At 63.9% G+C, this 19541-nt stretch carries 18 protein-coding genes, 1 tRNA gene and 1 pseudogene; 18 read left to right on the top strand and 2 right to left on the bottom strand.

All coding sequences use genetic code 11. The features are described 5' to 3' along the window. From nosZ to Q4G22_RS00555, 8 genes are all read left to right on the top strand, one after another. Positions 1 to 1974, top strand: a complete 1974-nt coding sequence (nosZ, locus tag Q4G22_RS00590; RefSeq protein WP_303383956.1) for a TAT-dependent nitrous-oxide reductase — start codon at positions 1 to 3, stop codon at positions 1972 to 1974. Beyond that, positions 1974 to 3299 (top strand): nitrous oxide reductase family maturation protein NosD, encoded by a 1326-nt coding sequence (locus tag Q4G22_RS00585; RefSeq protein WP_303383955.1) that lies wholly within the window; start codon positions 1974 to 1976, stop codon positions 3297 to 3299. The genes nosZ and Q4G22_RS00585 overlap by 1 nt, the downstream gene beginning before the upstream one ends. Beyond that, a complete protein-coding gene (locus tag Q4G22_RS00580; protein WP_303383954.1) occupies positions 3265 to 4164 on the top strand; it encodes an ABC transporter ATP-binding protein in 900 nt (299 codons plus the stop codon). Before Q4G22_RS00585 ends, Q4G22_RS00580 begins: the two co-directional genes overlap by 35 nt. Then, positions 4161 to 4985: an ABC transporter permease gene (locus tag Q4G22_RS00575; protein ID WP_303383953.1), complete on the top strand. Its 825-nt coding sequence runs from the start codon at positions 4161 to 4163 to the stop codon at positions 4983 to 4985. Before Q4G22_RS00580 ends, Q4G22_RS00575 begins: the two co-directional genes overlap by 4 nt. Continuing rightward, the gene (locus Q4G22_RS00570) at positions 4982 to 5551 is read left to right on the top strand and encodes a nitrous oxide reductase accessory protein NosL (protein WP_303383952.1); all 570 of its coding nucleotides are present in this window, start codon (positions 4982 to 4984) and stop codon (positions 5549 to 5551) included. Before Q4G22_RS00575 ends, Q4G22_RS00570 begins: the two co-directional genes overlap by 4 nt. Before the next feature lies 1 nt (position 5552). Then, positions 5553 to 6440 carry an FAD:protein FMN transferase gene (locus Q4G22_RS00565; RefSeq protein ID WP_303383951.1) on the top strand — a complete coding sequence of 296 codons (888 nt, stop codon included), beginning with the start codon at positions 5553 to 5555 and terminating at the stop codon, positions 6438 to 6440. An 82-nt stretch (positions 6441 to 6522) separates the two neighbouring features. Beyond that, positions 6523 to 7005 (top strand): cytochrome c family protein, encoded by a 483-nt coding sequence (locus tag Q4G22_RS00560; RefSeq protein ID WP_303383950.1) that lies wholly within the window; start codon positions 6523 to 6525, stop codon positions 7003 to 7005. A gap of 309 nt (positions 7006 to 7314) precedes the next feature. Next, the gene (locus Q4G22_RS00555) at positions 7315 to 7908 is read left to right on the top strand and encodes an NAD(P)H oxidoreductase (protein WP_303383949.1); all 594 of its coding nucleotides are present in this window, start codon (positions 7315 to 7317) and stop codon (positions 7906 to 7908) included. A 49-nt stretch (positions 7909 to 7957) separates the two neighbouring features. On the opposite strand, the gene Q4G22_RS00550 is transcribed toward Q4G22_RS00555, so the two are convergent. Further along, a tRNA-Ile gene (locus Q4G22_RS00550) sits at positions 7958 to 8033 on the bottom strand. A gap of 120 nt (positions 8034 to 8153) precedes the next feature. Here Q4G22_RS00550 and purM point away from each other — a divergent pair. From purM to Q4G22_RS00505, 9 genes and pseudogenes are all read left to right on the top strand, one after another. Next, a complete protein-coding gene (purM, locus tag Q4G22_RS00545; protein ID WP_303383948.1) occupies positions 8154 to 9200 on the top strand; it encodes a phosphoribosylformylglycinamidine cyclo-ligase in 1047 nt (348 codons plus the stop codon). After that, complete coding sequence (gene purN, locus Q4G22_RS00540; protein ID WP_303383947.1) at positions 9197 to 9787, top strand: phosphoribosylglycinamide formyltransferase; 591 nt, start codon at positions 9197 to 9199, stop codon at positions 9785 to 9787. The genes purM and purN overlap by 4 nt, the downstream gene beginning before the upstream one ends. A 104-nt stretch (positions 9788 to 9891) precedes the next feature. Then, positions 9892 to 10455: a ribosome recycling factor gene (gene frr / locus Q4G22_RS00535; RefSeq protein WP_303362349.1), complete on the top strand. Its 564-nt coding sequence runs from the start codon at positions 9892 to 9894 to the stop codon at positions 10453 to 10455. A gap of 7 nt (positions 10456 to 10462) precedes the next feature. Further along, positions 10463 to 11188: a polyprenyl diphosphate synthase gene (uppS, locus tag Q4G22_RS00530; protein WP_303383946.1), complete on the top strand. Its 726-nt coding sequence runs from the start codon at positions 10463 to 10465 to the stop codon at positions 11186 to 11188. Next, positions 11185 to 12015, top strand: a complete 831-nt coding sequence (locus Q4G22_RS00525) for a phosphatidate cytidylyltransferase (protein WP_303383945.1) — start codon at positions 11185 to 11187, stop codon at positions 12013 to 12015. The genes uppS and Q4G22_RS00525 overlap by 4 nt, the downstream gene beginning before the upstream one ends. 5 nt (positions 12016 to 12020) lie before the next feature. Further along, positions 12021 to 13184, top strand: coding sequence for a 1-deoxy-D-xylulose-5-phosphate reductoisomerase (dxr, locus tag Q4G22_RS00520; RefSeq protein WP_303383944.1), 1164 nt, complete (start codon positions 12021 to 12023; stop codon positions 13182 to 13184). Beyond that, entirely contained in the window at positions 13172 to 14503 is a 1332-nt protein-coding gene (gene rseP, locus Q4G22_RS00515; protein WP_303383943.1) for an RIP metalloprotease RseP, read from the top strand. The genes dxr and rseP overlap by 13 nt, the downstream gene beginning before the upstream one ends. 102 nt (positions 14504 to 14605) lie before the next feature. Further along, positions 14606 to 16906 (top strand): outer membrane protein assembly factor BamA, encoded by a 2301-nt coding sequence (bamA, locus tag Q4G22_RS00510; protein WP_303383942.1) that lies wholly within the window; start codon positions 14606 to 14608, stop codon positions 16904 to 16906. Next, positions 16906 to 17439: pseudogene (locus Q4G22_RS00505) on the top strand (OmpH family outer membrane protein); the annotation flags it as partial. The gene bamA and the pseudogene Q4G22_RS00505, both read left to right, overlap by 1 nt. Before the next feature lie 34 nt (positions 17440 to 17473). Here Q4G22_RS00505 and Q4G22_RS00500 read toward each other — a convergent pair. Then, on the bottom strand, positions 17474 to 18745 hold the full coding sequence (locus Q4G22_RS00500) for an MFS transporter (RefSeq protein ID WP_303383941.1): 1272 nt from the start codon (positions 18743 to 18745) through the stop codon (positions 17474 to 17476). Between the two features lie 97 nt (positions 18746 to 18842). On the opposite strand from Q4G22_RS00500, the gene Q4G22_RS00495 reads away from it, so the two are divergent. Beyond that, positions 18843 to 19463, top strand: a complete 621-nt coding sequence (locus tag Q4G22_RS00495) for a 50S ribosomal protein L25/general stress protein Ctc (RefSeq protein ID WP_303383940.1) — start codon at positions 18843 to 18845, stop codon at positions 19461 to 19463. Positions 19464 to 19541: the final 78 nt, after the last annotated feature.

Raw genomic sequence — 19541 nt, 5'->3', positions numbered from 1 at the left:
ATGTCCAATGAAGGAAAAACCGGCATCAGCCGCCGCGGGCTTTTGGGCGCGACGGCAGGCGGGGCCGCACTGCTTGGCGGCGGGATCACCGCGCGTCAGGCGTTTTTCGCGGCGGCCACCGGCACTGCGGCCACAGCCGCAGCCACCGGCGTGGCCAGCGCCCAGTCGGGCGGTGTCAGCGCGCCGCATATCGGGCCGGGCCAGCTTGATGAATACTATGGTTTCTGGTCGTCGGGTCAGACCGGCGAGGCGCGGATTCTGGGCATCCCCTCGATGCGGGAACTGATGCGGATTCCCGTCTTCAACCGCTGTTCCGCCACCGGCTGGGGCCAGACCAATGAATCGATCCGCATTCACCAGCGGACGATGAGCGACAAGACCAGAAACTATCTGGAGGCCAACGGCAAGAAAATCCACGATAACGGCGATTTGCACCATATCCACATGTCCTATACGGACGGGCGCTATGACGGCCAGTATCTGTTCATGCAGGACAAGGCCAATGGCCGCATCGCGCGCATCCGCTGCGACGTGATGAAATGCGACGCCATTCTGGAAATGCCGAACGCCACCGCCATGCACGGGATGCGCCCGCGCAAGGTGCCATCGTCGAACTATATCTTTTGTAACAGCGAGGACGAAACCCCGCTGGTCAATGACGGCACCACCATGGATGACGTCAGCACCTATGTGAACCTGTTCAGCGCCGTTGACAGCGAAACAATGGATGTCGCCTGGCAGATCATGGTGTCGGGCAACCTTGACAACTGTGATGCCGATTATGACGGCAAATATGCGTTCTCGACCTCGTATAACTCGGAAATGGGGATGACCCAGCCCGAGATGACCGAAGCCGAGATGGATCACGTCGTGGTCTTCGACATCGAGGCGATCGAGGCCGCGATCGAGCGCGGTGAATATCAGGAACTGAACGGTGCCCGGATTCTGGACGGGCGCAAGGAAAACGCGGCGGCCCGGCTGACCCGCTATATCCCGATCCCGAATAACCCGCACGGCTGCAACATGGCGCCGGACAAGATTCACCTGTGCATCGCGGGCAAGCTGTCGCCCACGGTTTCGGTGATCGACGTGCGCAATCTGCCTGCTATCTTTGCGGATGAGGCCGAACCTGAAACCGCTGTCGTTGCACAGCCGGAACTGGGCCTTGGCCCGCTGCACACGGCCTTTGACGGTCAAGGCAACGCCTATACCTCGTTGTTCCTCGACAGTCAGGTGGTGAAGTGGAACCTTGACCGGGCGGTGCGCGCCTATGCGGGCGAAAACGTCGATCCGATCATTTCCAAGGTTGACGTGCATTATCAACCCGGCCACCTGAAAACCACGCTGGGTGAAACGCTGGATGCCGATGGCAAGTGGCTGGTCTGCCTGTCGAAATTCTCGAAGGACCGTTTCCTGAACGTCGGTCCGCTCAAGCCCGAAAACGATCAGCTGATCGACATTTCCACCGATCAGATGGTGGTGGTCCATGACGGTCCGAACTTTGCCGAGCCGCATGACGCCATCGCCGTGCCCGCCTCGCTGATGACGCCGATCATCAAATCGGTCTGGGATCGCAACGATCCGATGTGGGCCGAAACCCGCGCGCAGGCCGAAGCGGATGGCATTGATCTGGACGGCTGGCAGGACAGTGTGATCCGCGATGCTGACGATCCGACCAAGGTGCGGGTCTATATGACCTCGCAGGCGCCGACCTTCTCGCTCGACAGCTTTGAGGTGAACGAGGGTGACGAAGTAACCGTCATCGTCACCAACCTTGACGACATCGACGATCTGACCCACGGCTTTACCATGGGTAACCATGGGGTGGCGATAGAGATCGGGCCGCAGGCAACGTCATCGGTGACGTTCGTCGCCGCCAAGCCGGGTGTTTACTGGTATTACTGCCAGTGGTTTTGCCACGCGCTGCATATGGAAATGCGCGGCCGGATGCTGGTCCGGCCCAAGGCGGCATGATGATACGCGGCGTTCTTGCCCTGCTGCTGATTCTGGCCGGTCCCGTCTGGGCCGGTCAGATCGGCGTGCCTGCGGGCGGGGACGCGCTGAAACAGGCCATCGACGGGTCATCCCCCGGCGATGTGCTGATCCTGGAACCGGGCCTGCACCAAGGCCCCGTCACCATTGACCATGCGCTGACACTGCAAGGACAGCCCGGCGCACAGATTGATGGCGGCGGGCAGGGCAGCGTGATTTTCGTGACGGCCGAGGATGTGACCATCCGCAGCCTGCATCTGACCGGATCGGGTAATTCGCATCAGGATATTGATTCCGGGGTGCTGCTGACCCGCACCGCCCACCGCGCCGTGATCGAGGATAATCTGTTCGAAGGCAATCTGTATGGCGTCGATGTCCATGGCGCGAATGACAGCATGGTGCGCGGCAATACCATCATCGGGCGGCGCGATCACCGGATGAACAGCCGGGGCAATGGCATCTATATCTGGAACGCGCCCGGCACGCAGGTGGTCGGCAATACCATGCGCTATGGCCGCGACGGGATTTTCACCAACTCCAGCCGCCGCAATGTGTTCCGCGACAATCTGATGCATGATCTGCGCTTTGCCGTGCACTACATGTATACGCATGACAGCGAAGTTTCAGGCAATATCTCGGTCGGCAATCATCTGGGCTTTGCGATGATGTTTTCCGACCGGGTGACGATCACGAACAATCTGTCGATCAACGACCGCGATCACGGGGTGATGCTGAACTATGCCAACGGGGCCGATGTGGCGGGCAATCTGGTGCGGGGCGGGCCGGAAAAATGCACGTTCATTTATAACGCGCACCGCAATCTGATCGCCGGAAACCGCTTTGAAGGCTGCGACATCGGCATCCACTTTACCGCAGGGTCTGAACGGAACGCGTTGACCGAAAATGCCTTTATCGGCAACCGCACGCAGGTGAAATATGTCGGCACCCGCGACATTGAGTGGAGTCTGGACGGTCGCGGAAATTACTGGTCGGATCATGCTGTCTTTGATCTGAACGGTGACGGTATCGCTGACAGCCGGTTTCGTCCCAATGATCTGATGGACCATATCCTGTGGTCGCAACCTGCCGCCGCGCTGCTGACCGGATCGCCCGCCGTGCAGTTGATCCGGTGGAGTCAGGCTAACTTTCCTGCGACCCTGCCCGGCGGGGTGGTGGACAGTTTCCCCTTGACCCGGCCGGTGGATATTCCGGTGCCCGAGAATATTGCCCGGATGGCGGCGCAACCGCCGTTGTGGAAAATGATAAGGACCGATGACGATGGCGCTGACGCTTTCGCACCTCACTAAGCGGTTTGACGCGTTCACCGCGCTGAATGATGTGTCGCTGACGGTGGAACCGGGGCAGCGCGTGGCCCTGCTGGGGCATAACGGCGCGGGCAAATCGACGCTGATGAAGATCGTGCTGGGGCTGATCCCCTTTGATTCCGGCGAGGTGTCGGTGATGGGGGCCGCACCCGGCAGCGGCGCGGCGCGGACGCGCGTGGCCTATCTGCCGGAAAACGTGGCCTTTCACCCGGCGCTGACCGGGCTGGAAATGGTGATGTTCTATCTGCGGCTGCGCGGTGAACCGCCGTCAGATGCACCCGGCCTGCTGGAACGGGTCGGCCTTGGCCATGCGATGAAGCGGCGGATCGGCACCTATTCCAAGGGGATGCGGCAGCGGGTCGGGCTGGCGCAGGCGCTGATCGGGCATCCCGGTCTGCTGGTGCTGGACGAACCCACCTCGGGGCTGGACCCGGTGTCGCGCCGGTCCTTCTATGAACTGCTGGACGGGCTGGCCGCTGACGGGGCGGGCATCCTGCTGTCCTCGCACGCGCTGACCGAGGTCGAGGCGCGCACGGATCGCATCGTGATCCTGTCGCAAGGCCGTCGCATGGCCGAGGGCACGCTGGCTGATCTGCGCAGGCAGGCGGCGTTGCCGGTATCTTATCTGCTGGTGCCGCAGACCGGCGCGGCGGATGCGCTGGCCGCTGCGCTGCCGGATGCGCGCCCGGTGACGGGCGGGCTGATGCTGACCAGCGCGCAAGACGAAAAGATCGCCATGCTGGCGCGCATCGGCAACCTGTCCGGCCTGATCGCCGATGTCGAGGTCACGCCGCCCAGTCTGGAAGACATCTACAGCCATTTCGGCGCACAGGGGGCTGCGGCATGATCGGGCGTATTCTTGCCACGGCGGGGGCCGAATTGCGGATCGCGCTGCGCAACCGCTGGCTGGCGATTGCGGTGGCGATGATGGCGGTGTTCGCGCTGGTGCTGTCGGCTGCCGGATCGGCACCGACCGGCGCGCTTGGGGCCGACCGGCTGTCGGTCGTGGTTGCCTCGTTGACCAGTCTGGCGGTCTATCTGGTGCCGTTGCTGGCACTGCTGATGTCCTTTGACGCCGTGGCCGGCGAGGTCGAGCGGGGCACGCTGCCCCTGCTGCTGACCTATCCCGTCGCGCGGGCCGAGATTCTGGCGGGCCGTCTGCTGGCGCATCTGTCCATTCTGGCGCTGGCGGTGGGTGTCGGCTATGGGCTGGCCGCTGTCTCGGCGATTGCGGTTGACCGTGGGGCGGTCGCCGGGCTGCCTGCGCTGTGGCGGCTGTTCTGGACCTCGCTGTTGCTGGGGGCCAGCTTTCTGGGTGTGGGCTATGTGATTTCGGCGCTGTCGCGGCGGCCTTCGGGTGCGGCGGGGCTGGCGATCGGGATCTGGCTGGTGGCTGTGGTGCTGTATGATCTGGGCCTGCTGGCTGCGCTGGTCGCCACTGGCGGCGAGGGTGCATTTGGTACCGCGCTGCCTGCGCTGTTGCTGGGCAATCCCGCCGATGCCTTCCGCCTGTATAACCTTGCCGCGTCCGAGGCGACGGCGGCGGCGGCGGGCCTTGGCGGGGCGGCCAGCACCATTCCGCCATGGGCGGCTTTGACATCGCTGTTGATCTGGCCGGTTCTGATGCTGGTGCTGGCCAGTCTTGCCTTTCGCCGGGTGACGCCATGAAACGTATCGCACTGATTGCCCTGCTGGCCCTGACCGCCTGCCGCACGGAAACGGTTGAGGTGCCCGCGCCGGTCGAGATGACCGAAACCACCATCGGGCATTTCTGCCAGATGAACCTGCTGGAACACCCCGGCCCCAAGGCGCAGGTGCATCTGAAGGATGTGATGTTCCCGCTGTTCTTCAGTCAGGTGCGCGACGGCATCGCCTATCAGCGGATGCCTGAACAAAGCCACGAGATCGTGACGATGTATGTCAGCGATATGGGGGTGGCGCCCGACTGGGCAGATCCCGGTGCCGCCAACTGGATACCAGCGGATGATGCCTTTTATGTTGTCGGCTCGCGGCTGGTGGGCGGTATGGGCGCGGCCGAGATGGTGCCCTTTGGCAATGAACAGGCCGCGCAGGCTTTTGCCGCGTTGAACGGCGGTGACATCCTGCGTCTGAACCAGATTGCAACCGAAGATGTGCTGGCCCCCGATGAGGGCGCGGCGCCCGAGGCCGCAGAAGGTGACGAACCGGATTATGCCGAGCGTTTGCGTCGGCTTGGCACCCAGGGGGGGCAATGACATGAAGCGCCGCCGTTTTCTGACCATCTCTGCCGGGATGCTGCTGGTCTCGGGGCTGCCTGCGGTTGCCGCGCCGCGCTATGCACAGTGGCGCGGGCAGGCTTTGGGCGCGCGGGCCACCATTACGCTGGATCGCCACGATCCGGCGCTGTTCGCCGCCATCCGGGCCGAGATCGAGCGGCTTGAGGCGGTGTTCAGCCTTTATCGCCCCGACTCGGCGCTGGTGCGGCTGAACAAAGCCGGGCGGCTGGACGCACCCCCGCCGGAACTGGTCGAATGTCTGACGCTGGCCGGGCGGGCGCATCGTGCCACCGGCGGGCTGTTCGATCCGACCGTGCAGCCGCTGTGGCTGGCCTATGCCGATGCCCAGGGCGCACCGGACCCGGCGCAGCTGGCTGCGCTGCCGATGGGTTGGGATGGCGTGTCTGTGGATGCGGCGGTCATCACGCTGCGCCGCGGTATGGCACTGACGCTGAACGGTATCGCGCAGGGCTTTATCGCCGATCAGGTTGCGGCGCTGATCCGGGCGCGGGGCTATGACCATGTGATGGTGGATACCGGCGAATTGTCGGCTGTCGGCACCGCGTCCGATGGCGGGCCTTGGCCGGTTTCCTTCGATGGCGGTGGTCGGACCCAACTGGCCGACCGGGCACTGGCCAGTTCGTCGCCGTTGGGGATGACCCTCGGCGGCGGGGCAGGGCACATTCTGAATCCGCAGACCCGACAGCCCGCATCGCCGCATTGGCGTCTGGTGTCGGTGTCGTCGCCATCGGCGGCGGTCGCGGATGCGCTGTCCACCGCCTTTTGTCTTATGCAGGATGCCGTCACGATGGTGTCAGTCTGTGAACAGTTTCGCGATACGCGCGTTGAGGCGTTGCGTATCGCTTGACCCGCCTGCGGGCCGACCGGCCCGACGGCATCTTCGTTCGCCCGGATGTGGCGGGCAATCTGAAACGCTGAAAGGAGACAACATGAACCGCAAGCTGATCCTGACGCTCGCTGCTATGTCCATGGCTGCCCCCGCCTTCGCGCAGGGCGATGCTGCCGCTGGCGAACGCGAGTATAACAAATGCAAAGCCTGTCACATGATTCAGGACCCCGATGGGAATGACATCGTGAAGGGCGGCAAGACCGGCCCGAACCTGTGGGGCATCGTTGGCAGCAAGTTCGCTGCTGAAGAAGGCTTTAAATACGGCCCCGGCATCACTGCCATCGCCGAAGCCAATCCCGATGCGGTCTGGGACGTGGCCTCGCTGGATCGTTATCTTGAAAACCCGACGAACTATGTCCGCGAGATCACCGGCGATGCTTCGGCACGGTCGCTGATGACCTTTCGGCTGGCCGATGGTCCGGGCAAGGACAACCTGATCGCCTATCTGCTGAGCGTGTCGCCCGACGCCCCGGCACAGCCCGAGGACAGCGACGGCAGCCCGATGGCTCCGCCGGCTGAATAAGCCAGCCGCAAGTCCCACAAGACCCCGACATCTGTGCGGGGTCTTTTCTTTTGGGGCAAGAGGTGCGGCGGGCTGTTCCCGGCGTTCGTTTTCCGGTCGGGTGCGGGACCTGTCGCGTGGTTGCGTTGTGGGTGTTGATGTCAGGGGGCGGTTTCTGCCGGTTGATCCCGTGCGGTGGCAATGTAGGTTGGCTTGATTCGTAAAGGAAAAACCCTCGGTCCGCCGGGGTTGCAATGTCCAATCGGTATTCTGGTTACAGTCAGATCAAACATTCGCACCGCCACACACATGACACGTCAAGGAAAGCACATGAAATCTGTTCAACTTGTCTGGGCGCATCCGCGCGTCGATTCCATGACGGCCCACGTTGTCGATGCCGTTCGGGACGAACTGTCCAGGCTGGACGTGGCTGTGGCCGAACTGGACCTGTATCGCGCTGGCTTTGATCCGGTGCTGCTGCCATCGGATGAACCGGATTGGGAAAATCTGGACAAGACTTATTCCGACGAAACCATGCGGTTAGCCGATGATCTGCGCACCAGGGACACGATCATCTTTGTGTTTCCGATCTGGTGGTTTTCAATTCCGGCGATGCTGAAGGGCTATATCGACCGGGTGTGGAACTATGGTATCGCCTATGGCAACCGCCGCCGCCTGCCGATCAAGACTCATCGCTGGATCGGTTTGGCTGGCGAACCCGAATCGGCCTTTAACAAACGCGGCTTAGGTGAGGCGATGATGCGGCACCTGAATGTCGGTATTTCCGGCTATTGCGGGGCCGAGGACAGCGAGGTCGTGTGCCTCTATGACGTGTTGGGCGGGGCAACAGACGACATCGTGGCCCACCATGCCGCGCTGATCGAACAGGCACGGAACGTTGTGCGGCAACTGGCTGTGAAATAAAAGGAACTGTGGGCAGGGGGCGGCGCGGCCTGTGCCCTTGGCGTGGGAATGGTAGGCCCGGAGGGACTCGAACCCCCAACCAAGGCGTTATGAGCGCCCTGCTCTGACCATTGAGCTACAGGCCCCCGATGATCTGCCCCTGACCTAAGTCGCAACGCCGCGCCGGTCAAGCGGACCATTTGCGCCGCATTGCCTGCGCGCAGCCCTTGGGGTATCGCGAAAGGAACGCGGATACGGGGGACAGGATGACCGAACCGAAACAAGGGCTGACCTATGCGCAGGCCGGGGTCGACATTGACGCGGGCAATGCGCTGGTCGAACAGATCAAACCTGCCGCAGCGGCGACGACGCGTCCCGGTGTGATGGATGCCCTTGGTGGTTTCGGGGCGCTGTTCGATCCGCGCGCGGCGGGGTTCAGCGATCCGGTTCTGGTGGCGGCGACCGATGGCGTCGGCACCAAGCTGCGGATTGCGATCGACACCGGGCATCTGGACGGCGTGGGCATTGACCTTGTGGCGATGTGTGTGAACGATCTGGTCTGCCAGGGGGCCGAGCCGCTGTTCTTTCTGGACTATTTCGCCACCGGCAAACTGTCCGTGGACGAGGCGGCACGGGTTATCAATGGCATCGCCGAAGGCTGCCGCCGTTCCGGTGCGGCGCTGATTGGCGGTGAGACGGCCGAGATGCCCGGCATGTATGCCAAGGGCGATTTCGATCTGGCCGGTTTCGCGGTCGGCGCGCTGGAACGTGGCTCGCAGCTGCCGGCGGGCGTGGCGCAGGGCGATGTGCTGCTGGGGCTGACCTCGGACGGGGTGCATTCCAACGGCTTTTCACTGGTGCGCCGCGTGGCGCAGGCGGCGGGGCTGGACTGGGATTCCGCCTCGCCCTTTGGTGGCGGCACGCTGGGGCAGGCATTGCTGGTGCCGACGCGGCTGTATGTAAAGCCCGTGCTGGCCGCGATCCGCTTGGGCGGGGTTCATGCGCTGGCCCATATCACCGGCGGCGGCATCACCGAAAACCTGCCGCGCGTTCTGCCCAAGGGCATGGGCGCGCAGGTCGATCTGGGCGCGTGGGAACTGCCCCCGGTGTTTCGCTGGCTGGCCGAGGCTGGTGGTGTGTCCGAAGTCGAGATGCTGAAAACCTTCAACAGCGGCATTGGCATGATTTTGGCCGTTGCGCCTGATCGCGCGGATGCCATCGCGGATGCGCTGACCGAGGCGGGCGAAACCGTTGCACGGCTGGGGCATGTGACGGCGGGGCAGGGCGTATCCTACAGTGGTCGCTTGTTGTGAAGCGTGTCGCGATTCTCATTTCCGGCGGCGGGTCGAACATGGTCCGCCTGCTGGACAGCATGACCGGCGATCATCCGGCGCGGCCGGTTCTGGTGCTGTCGAACGATCCTGATGCGGGCGGTCTGGCGCGGGCCGTGGAACGGGGCGTGCCGGTGGCGGCAGTCGATCACCGCGCCTTTGGCCGCGACAGGGCGGCGTTTGAAACCGAGCTGGCCGCACATCTGGATGCGGTGGCCCCCGACATCATCTGTCTGGCCGGGTTCATGCGCATTCTGACACCCGCCTTTGTTGACCGTTATGCGGGGCGGATTTTGAATATTCATCCGTCCCTGCTGCCCAAATATCCGGGGTTGCACACGCATCAGCGCGCGCTGGACGCAGGCGATGAATGGGCCGGGGCCACGGTTCATCAGGTCACGGCCGATCTGGATGCCGGGCCGATTCTGGGGCAGGGTCGGGTGCCGGTGATGCCGGGCGATGATGCCGCTGCGCTGGCTGCGCGGGTGCTGAAGGTGGAACATCAGCTTTATCCTGCCGTGCTGCGCCGCTTTGCCGCTGGCAGCCGCGACCGGCTGGATCTTGGCTGACCGGCGCAAGTTTACCGAACGCTTACTGGTTTCTGCTATCCCCCTTTGCCTGTTCGCCATTTGCGGTTACAAGCGGCGGAACGTCAGAGTAAAAGGCAGGGCCGATGGCTGAGGAAATCGAAATCGACATCGACGATCTGGAACGGCGGATGAAAGGTGCGATGGAATCACTGCGCCACGAATTCGGCTCGCTGCGCACAGGGCGGGCCTCGGCCTCGATGGTCGAACCGATCATGGTTGACGCTTATGGCAGCCCGACCCCGATCAACCAGATCGGCACCGTCAACGTGCCGGAACCGCGTATGGTCACGATCAATGTCTGGGACAAGGCGCTGGTCGGCAAGGCGGAAAAGGCGATCCGCGAATCCGGGCTGGGGATCAACCCGCAACTGAACGGCACCATCATCATGCTGCCCATCCCCGAACTGAACGAAGAACGGCGCCGCGATCTGACCAAGGTGGCCGCGCAATACGCCGAACACGCGCGTGTGGCGATCCGCAACGTCCGCCGCGACGGCATGGATCAGATCAAAAAGGGTAAGGCCAACGGAATGCCCGAGGATGACCAGAAATTCTGGGAAACCGCCGTGCAGGAACTGACCGACAAGATGATCGGCAATGTCGATCAGGCGCTTGAGGCCAAACAGGCCGAAATCATGCAGGTCTGAACCAGGTATGGCAGCGGAAACGGCACCTTCGATTGGCGCGAATACAGCGCCCCGGCATGTGGCCATCATCATGGACGGCAATGGCCGATGGGCGACTCAGCGCGGCTGGCCGCGGCTGGTTGGCCACCGACGCGGTGCCGAACGGGTAAAACAGATCGTCCGCGCCTGCCCTGATCTGGGCGTGGGCTGGCTGACCGTTTACGCGTTTTCTACGGAAAACTGGAAACGCTCGACCGAAGAAGTCATTGGTCTGATGGGTATTTTCCGCCGCTATATCGAACGCGAGGCTGACGGTATGGCCGCCGAAGGCGTGCGGTTGCGCTTTATCGGCAGCCGCGACCGTCTGGACGGTAAACTGCAAGATCTGATGGCCTCGATCGAGGCGCGGACGGCGGTGAATGCCCGGCTGAACCTGACTGTGGCCATCAACTATGGCGGGCGTGACGAGTTGGTGCGCGCCTCGACCCGTCTGGCGGCAAAGATTGCTGCGGGGCAAATCGACCGCCCGACCGAGGCTGATCTGGCCGCCTGCCTGGATACGGCGGGCCTGCCCGACCCCGATCTGGTGATCCGCACCTCGGGCGAGACGCGGACATCGAACTTTCTGCCGTTTCAGGCAGCTTATGCGGAGTATGAATTCACCCAGACGTTGTGGCCGGATTTCACCCCCGACCATCTGGCCACGGTTCTTGATCGCTTTGGCCTGCGCGACCGGCGCTTTGGCGGGGCATGACGGGCGCGGCGGCGGGCAGCGGGCGTTGGACTGACCTGTCCCGACGCTTGATTTCGGCGACGGTGCTGTTGGCGATTGGCGCTGTTCTGGCCATGGCCAGTGGCATCTGGCTGCGCATGGGTATGGCGGTCATCATCGGTATCACATTCTGGGAACTGGCGCGGCTGACTGGCTGGCGCCACCCCGAAATGCACGATACGCCCTTTGGCCGCTGGCGTCCGCTGGTGCTGGCTGTGCTGGCGGGGGGTGCGGTTTATACCTCGTTGAATTTCTTTGACGAATGGGGCGTTCTGGCGCTGTTGATCCCGATCATCGCGGGCCTGCCCGGTGCCGCCAGTGGCAACCGCTGGGTGTTTGCCGCCTTTGGATTGGCGATCTTGTTGGTCGGCTTTGGCCTGGTCGGTTTCCGCGAGGTTCTGGGCCTGCCCTTTGTTCTGTGGCTGATGGGGATCGTGATCGCGTCCGATGTCGCGGGCTATTTCGCGGGCAAGATCATCGGTGGGCCAAAGTTCTGGCCGCGCCTCAGCCCCAAGAAAACATGGTCGGGCACGGTGGCGGGGTGGTTTGGTGCGCTGATCGTCGGCGGTGTTCTGGTGGCGACCGGGGCGGGCGATCCTGCACTGTTGTGGATTTCGCCGCTGGTCGCCTTTGCCGGACAGATGGGCGATATTGCCGAAAGCTGGCTCAAGCGGCGGGCAGGGGTCAAGGACAGCTCTAACCTGATCCCCGGCCACGGTGGTTTCATGGATCGGTTTGACGCGATCACCGGGGCCACGCTGGCGGTGATGGCCATCGGGCTGATCGCGACCCTGCCGCGGGTGCTGTAATCCATATGCGCGGCGTGTCGATATTCGGGGCCACCGGGTCCATTGGGGAAAGCGGTTTTGATTTGCTGATGCGCGCAGGCGGGCCGGATGCGTTCCGCACCGTTGCGCTGAGCGGGGGGCGCAACATCGCTCGTCTGGCCGAAATGGCGCGTGCCCTGCGGGCCGAAATCGCCGTGACGGCATATGACGATGCGCTGCCTGATCTGCGCGACGCGCTGGCCGGATCGGGGGTTCAGGTGGCGGCGGGCGGTGCCGCGCTGATCGAAGCGGCCAGCCGCCCCGCTGACTGGACCCTTTCGGCTATCGTTGGCGCGGCGGGTTTGCCGCCGGGGCTGGCGGCGCTGGAACGTGGCGGCACGCTGGCCTTGGCGAACAAGGAATCGCTGGTCTGTGCCGCGCCTTTGGTCAAGGCGGCGGCGCGGCGTGGCGGGGCGACGATCCTGCCGGTGGATTCTGAACACTCCGCTATTTTTCAGTCACTTGGATCGGATAACATCGAAAATGTCGAGGCTGTGACGATCACCGCTTCGGGCGGGGCGTTTCGTGACTGGCCGCTGGAACAGCTTGCGCTGGCGACGGTCGAACAGGCCAGCACACATCCGAACTGGGCCATGGGGCAGCGCATCACCATCGACAGCGCCAGCATGTTCAATAAGGCGATGGAAGTCATTGAGGCGCATGAGTTCTTTGATCTGCCGCCGCGCCGGATCAAGGTGCTGGTCCACCCGGAATCCATCGTTCATGCCATGGTGACGCATAATGATGGCGGCACCATCGCGCATCTTGGCCCGCCCGATATGCGCCACGCCATCGGCTATGCGCTGAACTGGCCGGATCGCCGCCCCTTGCCGCTGCCACTTCTGGATCTGGCGAAAATCGGCAGCCTGACCTTTCGTGAGCCGTGCGAAACCCGCTGGCCTGCGCTGGCTTTGGCACGCGGGGTGATGGCGGCGGGCGGCGCGGCCGGGGCGGTGTTCAATGCCGCCAAGGAACAGGCGCTGGACGATTTCATCGCGCGCCGCCTGAAATTCACCGAAATGGCGGGGCGCGTGGCCCATGCCCTTGATCGTTTGTCGGGGCAGCCGGGGTTCGGGGAATCTCCTTCAAGTTTAAGCGATGTCCTTGACTGGGACGCCGCCGCACGGAAAGAGGCAGCATGTCCGATCTGATCCCACAATTCGGCGGCACGCTGTGGACGCTGGTTTCTTTTATCGTCGCGCTGTCGGTGATCGTCACCGTGCACGAACTGGGCCACCTGATGGTGGGCCGCTGGTCCGGTATCCGGGCCGAGGTGTTTTCGGTCGGTTTCGGCCCGCGTCTGGCGGCGATCCGTGACCGGCAGGGCACGGTGTGGCAGGTCGCGGCGATCCCGCTGGGCGGCTATGTGCGGTTTCTGGGCGATGCCAATGCGGCCAGTGCAGGACCGGGGCAGGCGGTCGATCCGGCCCGCCTGCGGCAGACGTTGCACGGTGCGCCGCTGTGGGCGCGGTTTGCGACCCTGCTGGCGGGGCCGGTTGCCAACTTTATTCTGGCGATTCTGGTCTTTGCGGGTTTTGCGATGGTGCAGGGCCTGCCGACCGGCGATCTGACCGTGGGCCGCGTGATCGAGGGGCCGCCGGGCACCATCAACAACCTGCAACCCGGCGATCAGATTCTGGCGCTGGATGGCCATCCCGTCGCGACATGGCGTGACCTGGCCGAACTGACCGCCACTCTGTCGCCTGCGGCCAGCCATGATTGGCATGTGCGCCGCGACGGGGTAGAGCTGACCGTGGCGGGGCCTGATCCGATGCCGCCCCGCGTCAGCGGTATCGCACCGCGTTCAGCGGCGGCCGAGGCGGGGTTGCGCGGCGGGGATGTGATCCTGCGCGCCAACGATCAGCCGCTGGCCCGGTTCAGCGATCTGCGCACCCATGTCGAGGCGGCGGCGGGCGACCCGATTGGGCTGAGCGTTTGGCGCCCCGGCGCGGGTGAGCTTGGCGTGACGTTGCGGCCCAAGGAACAGGATATGCCCTCGGCGGATGGCGGTTTTGAACGGCGCTGGCTGATTGGGGTGACGGGGGGCGAAGGCTATGTCACCCCTGAAACCCGCCGCGCCGGCCCAATCGAGGCGCTGTGGCTGGGCGCGGGGCAGACTTGGGGCATCATCACCTCGTCCCTGACCGGGATGTGGGCGATGATTTCCGGGCAGATCGGCGCGTGCAATCTGGGCGGGGCGATTTCCATTGCCGAAAGCACGGGGCAGGCGGCCAGCGCGGGTGGGGCGAATTTCCTGTGGTGGATCGCGGTTCTGTCGGCGGCCATCGGGTTTTTGAACCTGTTGCCGATCCCGGTTCTGGATGGCGGCCACCTGATGTTTTACACTTACGAGGCCGTGACGGGCCGTCCGCCATCGGATCGGGCGCTGAGCCTGTTGACCTCGCTTGGCATGGCGGCGGTGGTGGCGCTGATGATTTTCGGACTCACCAACGATCTTTTCTGTCCATAGAACGCGGATGCGTTTTGACAGCCCCCACCTGATCCGGCTATTGCGTGGAACAAAAGAAACCAGCGGGCAGCGATCCGCATACAGGCTGGAAAGAGGGCGGCAATGACACGAAAACTCGGCTCGCGCACGGTGGCGCTGATGACGATGCTGGCGCTGGCGGCGCCGGTTGGGATGGTAACGGCGGGCGCGGCCACTGCGGCGGTGTTCAACGATGTGCGGATCGAGGGGAACCAGCGCATCGAACCGGCGACGATCCTGTCTTATGCGCGGGTGCAGCGCGGCCAGAACGTCACGCCCGGCGAATTGAATGACGCGGTGCAGCGGCTGATCGGCTCGGGCCTGTTCGAAACGGCCGAGGTGATCCCGCAGGGCAATACGCTGGTGATCCGGGTGCGCGAATACCCGATGGTGAACGTCATCAATTTCGAGGGCAACCGGCGCAAGCGTGACGCCGAACTGTCCAGTTTGATCCAGTCGCAATCGCGTCGCGTCTATCAGCCCAGTCAGGCGATTGCCGATGCCAACGCCATTGCGCAGGCTTATGCCGCCGATGGCCGCTATGCCGCGCGGGTCGAACCGCGCATCATCCGCCGGTCGGATAACCGCGTCGATCTGGTGTTCGAAATTACCGAAGGCGACCTGACCGAGATCGAGCGGATCGGCTTTACCGGCAACCGCGCGTTTTCCGACCGCCGCCTGCGCAACGTGCTGCAAACCAAACAGGCCGGCCTGCTGCGCACCTTCGTGCGGCGCGATACCTTTGCGCCTGACCGTATCCCGCTGGATGAACAGCTGCTGACCGATTTCTATCGTTCGCGCGGGTATGCGGATTTCAGGGTGCAGGGTGTGGCCCCGGAACTGGCTCGCGAGCGTGATGCCTTTTATATCACCTTCAACATTCAGGAAGGGCCGCAGTATCGGTTCGGCAATGTCACCACCATTTCCGAGATTCCGGGCGTGGATGCGGCGGCCTATGGCGCGCAGAACCGGGTGCGCAGCGGTGCGATTTACAACCCTGCCGTGATCGACAACACCATCCGCCGGATGGAAACCGTGGCAATCCAGCAATCGCAGGATTTCGTCAATATCGAGCCGCGCATCAGCCGCAACCCCGATAACCGCACGCTGGATCTGACCTATGTGCTGACCCGTGGCCCGCGCGTCTTTGTGGAACGCATTGACATTCAGGGCAACACCACCACCCTGGATGAGGTGATCCGCCGTCAGTTCCACACCGTTGAAGGCGATCCGTTCAGCCCGCGCGAAATCCGCAACTCGGCCGAACGCATCCGTGCGCTGGGGTATTTCTCGGATGCACAGGTGCAGACCCGGCAGGGCAGCAGCGATCAGCAGGTGATCGTTGATGTCAACGTCGAGGAACAGCCGACCGGCAGCCTGACCTTTGGCGCGTCCTACGGCGAAAACTCGGGCCTTGGGTTTGCGGTTTCCGTGAACGAACGGAACTTTATGGGCCGCGGGCAGGAACTGGGGGTCAATATTTCGACCGCCGATGGTGACCGGCAGGCGCGGCTGACCTTTGTGGAACCGTCGGTGTTTGCGCGCGATCTGCGCTGGCGTATTTCCGGCTGGTATCAGGAAACCGAACAGCTTAACGCCAAATATGATACCCGCAGCGCCGGTTTTTCGACCGGGTTGCAGTTCCCCGTGTCGCCCAATGGGCGGCTTGAGGTCGGCTATACCATTGCCGACAACCGGCTGCTGAACGTCACGACGGACAGTTCCGAAATCATTCAGCGCGAGGAAGGTTCGCGCCTGACTTCGGCATTGGGTTATACCTATACGTGGGACACGCGGAACACCGGGCTGGACCCGCTGACCGCTTATCGCATCCGGTTCAATCAGGAATTCGCCGGGCTGGGGGGCGACGTCAAGGCCGTGACCTCGACCCTGAATGCCGGTGTGGAAAGTCGCGCCTGGCGCGAGGAAGTCACCCTGCGGGCCGAGTTCGAGGCCGGGGCGATCTATGCCTATGGTGATTACGAAACCCGCGTGACCGACCGTTTCCGCAACGCCAACCGCATTCGCGGCTATCGCCCGAATGGCACTGGTCCGCGCGATCTGACTGCGGTGAACCAGGATGCCTTGGGCGGCAACTATTTCTGGGCCGTGCGGACCGAAGCGCAGTTCCCGCTGGGGCTGCCCGAAGAATACGGCATCACCGGCGGTGTATTTGCTGATGCCGGTGCGATCTGGGGCCTGAACGATGTGATCGGCACGGGCGGAGTGGTGGATGACGGGATGCACATTCGCACCTCGGTCGGGGCGTCGATTTTCTGGACGACGCCGATTGGTCCGCTGCGGCTGAACTTTGCCAAGCCGCTGAAGCACATGGACTATGACGAAACGCAGTCGTTCGATCTGACCATCTCGACGCAGTTCTGATGCGCGGGCTGGCGGCATTCGTGGCGGTGCTGGCTGTCTGGGCTGCCCCTGCGGTAGCGCAGCAGGACGACCCGGTTACATCGCCGCCGATCAAGCCGCTGCGCAGCAGTGACCCCGCCGCGCTGCCCAGTGGCACGGTGGCGGCGGTTGACGGGGCGGTGCTGGCCATCGCCCCGGTGCTGACGGTGGATGAAGATGCGCTATTCCTGCGTTCGGCCTGGGGGCAGCGTGTGCAGGCCGAGCTTGAAGAACAGGGCCGTCTGCTTCAGGCAGAAAACGACCGTTTGGCCGAACAGCTGTCTGCCGAAGAATCTGACCTGACGGCCCGGCGCAGCACCGCCGATGCCGCCGAATTTCGCCGTCTGGCCGAGGCGTTCGATGTGCGCGCGACCGAGGTGCGCCGGGAACGTGCACAGGTCGCCGCCGATCTGAACGCGCGGGCCGAGGCCGACCGCGCGGCTTTTTACCGTGCCGCGCTGCCGATCATGGGCCGGATGATGCAGGAACGCGGCGCGGTCGCGGTTCTGGATCAGCGCACGGTGTTCGTATCGCTGGATGTGATTGACATTACTGCCGATCTGGTGACCCGGCTGGATCAGGAATTGGGTGATGGGGCGGGCGTGACCGTGCAGGATGCAGGCGATCCGCCGCAGCCCGAGGCGGCTGATCCCGCCGCGCCGTCGCAGGACTGACCCGCAGTCTCTGCGACAGTGCCCACAGGCAAGGCAGCATCAGCGCGATCAGCGCGGCGATCGCACCAAAGGCCAACCGCAGCCCGCCCGCCTGCGACACAAGCCCCATCAGTGGCGGCCCAATGAAAAAGCCGGTGAACCCGATCAGCCATGCACGCGAAATGGCGCTGGCGCGCTGATGTGCGGGCACGGTGCGGGCGATCAGTGTGTTCGTTGTCGGCACCACCACCGCCACGCCCAACCCAAGCGCCGCCGCGCCGGTGATCGCCAGCCCAAGCCCCGGCGCCAATGTCAGCAGCACGGCACCTGTCAGGGCCATGGCAACCGACAGGGCGATCAGCCGCACTTCGCCCAGAATGCGGGTCAGCGCCTGTCCTGCCAGTCGCGCCAGCCCCATCGCCAGCGCAAATATCGCTGGCCCCGCCGCACCGACGCCGCCTGATGCGCCAAGCGTGCGCTCGATATGCAGGGCGCCCCATGTCTCGGTGCCGTTTTCGGTCAGAAACGACAGCCACAGGATCAGCGCGCCGGGCAGGATGACCAGCCATGGCGCGGGGATCTGGGGTGCGTTGAGATGTTCGGGGATCTCGCGGGGCGGGGTGGGCGCTGTTGCCATCACCGCAGTGCAAGCCGCGATCAGCAGTGCGACCGGGATTACCGCTGTGCCATGGGTCCAGCCCGCGCCGCGCAGTAGCCCCATCACCGCGGCCGATGCCGCCAGTGCCAGCGAATACATGGCATGATTCAGGTTTTGCAGCGAACGACCCACCTGCGCCTCGGCCTCGGCGATGCGGATGTTGGCGAGAATATCGCACAGCGACATCGTGGCCCCTGTCGCCAGCAGCATGGCCGCCAGCCCTGCCCATGATCCGACGGCGGCAGGCAGCAAGCTGACCAGCGCCACCAGAGCCGCGCTGATCGGCAGGATGACCGGCCCGCACCGCGCCAGAAGACGCGGCGCCACCGCCATCGCGGTCATGCCCCCCGCCGCCGACAGCATCATCAGCGCGCCGAACTGGGCGTCGATCACGCCCGCGCGTGCCTTGATCTCGGGCAGCCATGCGGCGATACTGCCCCAGAACAGACCAATGGCTATCAGCCCCATGACCGGCACGCGCGAGATGCGCAGCTCGTGCAGAATGCCCATTTTCTACCTTTTCAAATGCCGTGCGATGCCGTATAGGCGCGCTTTCGGTCATGCACCCTTGGAGGATGGCCGTTAACGCAAACAAAGGATAGATACCATGGCCAAAGTGATCCCGGATCTGGTGGCCGAGGCACGCACGGGGACAGGCAAGGGGGCCGCCCGTCAAGCTCGCCGCGAAGGCAAGGTGCCCGGCATTGTATATGGCGACCATAAAGACCCCCAGCCCATCGCGCTGGAGTTTAACGGTCTGCTGACGAAACTGCGCGCAGGCCGTTTCATGTCCACGCTGTGGAACCTGAAGGTTGACGGTCAGGAAGACGTGCGCGTCATCTGCCGCAACGTGCAGCGTGACGTGGTGAAAGACCTGCCGACGCATATCGACTTTATGCGCCTGCGTCGTACGTCCAAGGTGAACCTGTTCATCCACGTGGAATTCATCAACCACGATCAGTGCCCCGGTCTGAAGCGCGGCGGCACGCTGGTGACGGTGCGCCCCGAGGTGGAACTGGTTGTCACCGCCGGCGACATCCCCGACCACATCACCGTGGACCTGTCGGGCCATCAGGTCGGCGATTCGATCCACATCAACGATGTGAAACTGCCCGAAGGCGTGCGTCCCACTGTGGACCGTAACTTTGTCATCGCCAACATCGCCGCCCCGTCGGCGCTGCGTTCGGAAGATGATGCCGAAGCCGAAGGCGCGGCAGCCGAGGAATAATCCCCCCGGCCCGCATGGCTTTCAGGGGCGGTGCCGCAAGGTGCCGTCCTTTTTATTTGCATTTGCGCTGTCGGGATC

The sequence above is a fragment of the Paracoccus sp. (in: a-proteobacteria) genome (assembly GCF_030538655.1).
In the GTDB taxonomy this organism is placed as follows: Bacteria; Pseudomonadota; Alphaproteobacteria; order Rhodobacterales; family Rhodobacteraceae; genus Paracoccus.
The sequence above is the reverse complement of the archived record's forward strand: the minus strand, read 5'-3'. Positions and strand labels throughout refer to the sequence as shown.